This is a genomic window from Mycobacterium sp., assembly GCF_050701675.1.
Lineage (GTDB): Bacteria > Actinomycetota > Actinomycetes > Mycobacteriales > Mycobacteriaceae > Mycobacterium.
In genome coordinates this window covers 1-4507 of the sequence record NZ_JBOGDD010000697.1, presented here as the reverse complement: position 1 = coordinate 4507, position 4507 = coordinate 1, and the positions used below count along the sequence as shown (strand labels likewise).

7 protein-coding genes and 1 pseudogene are annotated in these 4507 nt (G+C 68.0%); 4 read left to right on the top strand and 4 right to left on the bottom strand.

Annotation, left to right across the window (positions count from 1 at the left end):
* Positions 1 to 490: alpha/beta-hydrolase family protein (locus tag ACRDUX_RS21455; protein ID WP_526416277.1), on the top strand; the 490-nt coding region annotated here is incomplete at its 5' end.
* Here ACRDUX_RS21455 and ACRDUX_RS21450 read toward each other — a convergent pair.
* Together ACRDUX_RS21450 and ACRDUX_RS21445 are read right to left on the bottom strand one after the other, a co-directional pair.
* A complete protein-coding gene (locus tag ACRDUX_RS21450) occupies positions 487 to 861 on the bottom strand; it encodes a rhodanese-like domain-containing protein (protein WP_526416275.1) in 375 nt (124 codons plus the stop codon). The two genes, ACRDUX_RS21455 and ACRDUX_RS21450, sit on opposite strands and share 4 nt — an antisense overlap.
* Positions 861 to 1388, bottom strand: coding sequence for a cysteine dioxygenase (locus ACRDUX_RS21445; RefSeq protein ID WP_526416273.1), 528 nt, complete (start codon positions 1386 to 1388; stop codon positions 861 to 863). Before ACRDUX_RS21445 ends, ACRDUX_RS21450 begins: the two co-directional genes overlap by 1 nt.
* A 119-nt stretch (positions 1389 to 1507) precedes the next feature.
* Between ACRDUX_RS21445 and lpqV the strand changes: the two genes are divergently transcribed.
* Both lpqV and ACRDUX_RS21435 read left to right on the top strand, forming a co-directional pair.
* Positions 1508 to 1957, top strand: a complete 450-nt coding sequence (gene lpqV, locus ACRDUX_RS21440; RefSeq protein ID WP_526416271.1) for a lipoprotein LpqV — start codon at positions 1508 to 1510, stop codon at positions 1955 to 1957.
* A 154-nt stretch (positions 1958 to 2111) separates the two neighbouring features.
* A complete protein-coding gene (locus tag ACRDUX_RS21435; protein ID WP_526416270.1) occupies positions 2112 to 2336 on the top strand; it encodes a hypothetical protein in 225 nt (74 codons plus the stop codon).
* On the opposite strand, the pseudogene ACRDUX_RS21430 reads toward ACRDUX_RS21435, so the two are convergent.
* Positions 2333 to 2485, bottom strand: a pseudogene (locus ACRDUX_RS21430) (VOC family protein); the annotation flags it as partial. The gene ACRDUX_RS21435 and the pseudogene ACRDUX_RS21430 overlap by 4 nt on opposite strands.
* Before the next feature lie 112 nt (positions 2486 to 2597).
* Here ACRDUX_RS21430 and ACRDUX_RS21425 point away from each other — a divergent pair.
* Entirely contained in the window at positions 2598 to 3569 is a 972-nt protein-coding gene (locus ACRDUX_RS21425) for a patatin-like phospholipase family protein (RefSeq protein WP_526416268.1), read from the top strand.
* Here the strand turns inward: ACRDUX_RS21425 and ACRDUX_RS21420 are convergent.
* A partial coding sequence (locus ACRDUX_RS21420; RefSeq protein ID WP_526416266.1) for a HAMP domain-containing sensor histidine kinase occupies positions 3544 to 4507 on the bottom strand: 964 nt, incomplete at its 5' end. The two genes, ACRDUX_RS21425 and ACRDUX_RS21420, sit on opposite strands and share 26 nt — an antisense overlap.

Here is a 4507-nt window from a genome sequence, read left to right as displayed (position 1 = left end):
CACCGACGGCGCGCTGTTCTCCGGCCCGACGTTCAACAACACCATCTGGACGGACCTGACCGCCAACCGCGATCCGGGGTCACCGGAGTGGCTCCCCATCTACGACAAGGGCGCGTACGCCCGGTTCGCCGCGACGGCGGACGACCTGAACCGGCCCGCAGATCCGTGGGACGACCCGAGGGTGGTCTATCTGCAGCACGCTTCGGATCCGATCGCGTGGTGGAGCCCCGATCTGCTGTTCAGCAAGCCCGACTGGCTTCGCGAGCCGCGCGGTACCGACGTGTCACCACGGATGGAGTGGATTCCCGTCGTCACGTTCCTGCAGGTGTCAGCCGACATGGCCGTGGCGGTCGACGTCCCGGATGGACACGGTCACGTCTACGTGCGGGACGTCGCGAACGCGTGGGCGGCGATCATGCAGCCGCCGGGCTGGACGGCGGCGAAGACGGACGCGCTGAGGCTGCTGCTGCGCTCCGACGAGAACAGCTAGTTCAGGACGCCAGCCGAGCGCATGGCGTGGTAGCCGCCGACCACGTCGGTGGCGCGGTGCAGGCCGAGATCCAGCAGCGCCGCCGCAGCCAGGCTCGACGTGTATCCCTCCGAGCAGAGCACGATCCACTCGACGTCGTCGTCGACGGCCTGCGGTAGCCGTGCCTCGCTGGTCGGGTCGCAGCGCCACTCGAGCACGTTGCGTTCGATGAGAAGCGCGTCCGCGACATCACCCTCCGTGGCCCGCTGCGCGGCGGGTCGGATGTCGACCAGCAGTGCCCCACGCGCCAACGCCGCGGGGACGTCCTCCGCCTCGATCCGTGCCAATCTGGCCCGTGCGGCCTGCAGAACGGCGTCGATGCGGCTGGGCACTAGTCCCCTTCGGGTTTGTCGGTCAGCTCGGTCCGGTCGCGCCGAAGCGTGTTCCGATCGGTCACGTCGTAGTACGACATTGCGGTCAGTGGAGGCGAGTAGGCGTGCACGCTCAGGGTAGGGCCGTGGACCGTCACCGAGGTCGGTGGTGCCCACACGACGTCGTGCACCCAGCCGAGCGGGAATCCGGCCTGGTCGCCCGCGGCGAGCCGCCGTTCGCGCAACGCGTCTCCATCCCAACGGGTTTCGGACAATGCGCCGGAGACAACGGTCAGAGCACCCAGCGACCCACCGTGGTCGTGCAGTTCGGTGGAGCGCTCCGGCACCCAGCTGATGAGCCAGACGTCGAGCTCGTCGTCGCCATGGAGGCGGGTGAACCAGCGCTCGTCAGTCGGCGGGCCCCCGACGGGGAGCAGGCGGTCGTAGCGGCCCGACAGGACGTGATCGGCGGCGACGTCGGTCGCCTGCAGCAGATCGGGGACGCGGAGGCGGGTCGGTGCGACCACCGACGGCAGTACTAGAGACATGGTGCAAGGACTCCAAGTGGACCAGGAAGGGGACGGTCGGGGACGGGCGTCAAGCCCTACAACACTCCCGACAGAAGGTCCGCTCCAGCACGTTGGCGAGTGTTGCATAGATTGGCGGTATGCGCAGCTACCCGATCTTCGCCGTGGCGGCCGCCGCGGCCCTCCTGGCCGGTTGCTCCTCGGGCTCGGAACAAGCCCCGTCCACGGCCTCGTCGTCGGGGCCGTCCTCGCTTTCGGTGACGACGCCGACGACGTCACCGAGCTTCGAGAATCACACGGCAGCGCCCGGCGCACTGGGGGTGTCACCGAACGGTGTCACGACCGCCGTCGGCACGCCTGCCCAGTCCACCGAGGACGAATACTTCCAGGCCTGTCACGCCGCGAAGGTGTGGATGACGGAGCGGGGCGGCGAGCAGAAGGCGCAATTCGAGCCGTATCTGCAGGGCCTGCAGTCGACTGATGCGGCGGGACCTGGCACGTTCGGCTTGCCGTGGTCGCAGCTGCCCCCGGCCAGGCAGTCGGCGGTCATCGTCGCGGCCGAGGCCGCAGCCGACGATCTGTGCGGCTGACGCCCTTTTAATCACGGGTGTCGGAACCCCCGGCGCCTGCGGGCCCAGCACCCGAAACCTTTGCCGCGCTAACAATTAGAGCGCCTAGGCGTTGTGGGCTGTATCACAATATTCGGTGTAATGTGCTCCTCGTCACTCACGAAGGGGATGGCCCATGGTTGCACCAAAGAACGGTCCGCTGGGCAAGCCCCGGACGTCATTGCCGCCGGCCGCCGGTGGGTCGATCAACGGCATGCGCGTGCTGATGGGTCTCATCCTGTTGGTGATCGCCATCGGCGCCATCATGGGCGTCGTCGTCGCCGTGTCGAGCGGCCAGTGGCAGATAGGTTTGATCATCGGCCTGCTTGCCGCCGCCTTCTTCGCCAGGGTGGGCTGCTAACTCTCCACACCCCAAACCAGGCAGAACGGGTGCCCCGCTGGGTCTCGGTAGACCCGGAAGCGGTCTTCCCCGACCGCGTCTGGCACCCGGGTGGCACCGCTGGCCAACACCTCTGACTCCGCCACGCCGACCTCGATGTCGAGGTGGAACTGCTGCGAGCCGCCGCGGTTCGGTGCAGTCGAGGACGACGGAGCGCAATTTCCCGATCATGACGTATTGGGTTGCCGGATCAGCGCTGAACGAACACGGGATGATGTGTTCATGCGAGTGGCGCTTTGTCTCGGTAGCGGTGGGGCTCGCGGGTACGCGCACATCGGGGTGATCAATGAGCTGCGCGACCGCGGTCACGAGATCGTCGGCATCTCCGGTTCGTCGATGGGAGCTCTCGTCGGCGGGTTGGAGGCCGCGGGCAAGCTCGACGAGTATGCGGCGTGGGCGAGTTCGCTGACGCAGCGGGCGGTACTGCGACTGCTCGACCCTTCCCTCACGTCCGCGGGGGTGCTCAGGGCCGACAAGATCCTCGACGCCGTCCGGGAAATCCTCGGCGAGGCCATGATCGAGGAGCTTCTGATTCCGTACACCGCGGTGACGACGGATCTGGTTGCGGGCAAGTCGGTCTGGCTACAGCGCGGTCCCGTCGACGCAGCCATCCGCGCTTCGATCGCCATCCCCGGTGTGATCAAACCGCACGTGCTCGACGGGAGGCTGCTCGCCGACGGCGGAATCCTCGACCCCCTGCCGATGGCTCCCCTCGCCGCGGTCAACGCCGACCTGACCATCGCCGTCAGTCTCGGCGGCAACGACCCCGAGCAGCCCACGTCGCACGAATCCGAACCCGGGCCCACCACCGAGCTGCTCAGCCGGATGTGGCGCAACACAACGGCTTTGCTCGACACGGCCACGGCCCGCACGCTGCTCGACACGCCTGCCGCCAGAACGGTGCTCAGCCGGTTCGCCAATGACGGGGTCGAGACCGACGACCACGACGATCACACCGAATCGTCGGTGCCCAGACTCAGCGGCTTCGAGGTGATGAACCGCTCCATCGACGTTGCACAGTCGGCCCTCATGCGCCACATGCTGGCGGCCTATCCGCCCGACATCCTGATCGAGGTGCCGCGCAGCGCCGCCAGGAGTCTGGAATTCCACCGCGCCGACGAGGTCATCGACATCGGGCAGGAGCTTGCGGCGGCCGCCCTCGACACGCTCATCCCTCGAGCGTTGAAGCCCTAGCTCTGCTGCCGTCCCCCGCCGCGGAGGATGCCCGCCGCGGTACGGAGAAGGTGAACGTGCTCCCAGTGCCGGGCCCACCGCTGTCGGCCTGAATGCTGCCGCCATGAGCTTCGACGAGTGCCTTGGCGATGGCCAGTCCGATGCCTGCGCCGCCGTGCTCTCGGTCACGCGCGGCATCCACGCGGTAGAACCGGTCGAACAGCCGAGTCAGGTGCTCTGGCGGGATGCCGTCCCCGGTGTCGGACACCGCGATGATCAGGTCGTCGTCGGTGGCACGCGCGCTGACCGCGACGGAACCTCCCCTTGGCGTGTGGCGGAGCGCATTGTCGAGCAGGTTGGTGAGCACCTGCCCGAGACGCTCCGGATCTGCCTGCATCACAGGCAGATCGGCCGACGACGTCGACTCCAGCGTCACGCCCTTGGCACGGTAGCGGGGCTCCAGTGCGGTCGTCGCGGTCGTGACCAGCTGCCCCATCGAGACGCGGCGGGCATCGATACTGCTCGCGCGGTGCTCGGCATTGGACAGCGCGGTGACGTCGGTACTGAATCGCGTTAGCCGCCGGGACTGGTCGCGCAGCACCCCGATGGCTTCGGCGTCGAGCGACTTCACCCCATCCTCCAGTGCCTCGAGGTAAGCCTCGAGGATGGCGACGGGGGTTCTGATCTCGTGAGCGAGATCCGCGAGCAGCTGACGACGACTGTGCTCGACGTGTCCGAGCCGCTGGGCCATCGTGTTGAAGGCGGCGGCGATCTCGTCGAACTCCTTGCCCAGGCGGGTTGGCGACACCCGAACGTCATAGTGGCCGTCCGTGATCACGGTTGCCGCGTGGGCGAGTTCGGCTGCTGAGTGGTGCACCCGCCGACTGAGATACCAGCTCAACCCGAGGGCGGCCACGGCGGAGACCGCCAGCGCGGTGCCCACCGACATGGCGGTGGCC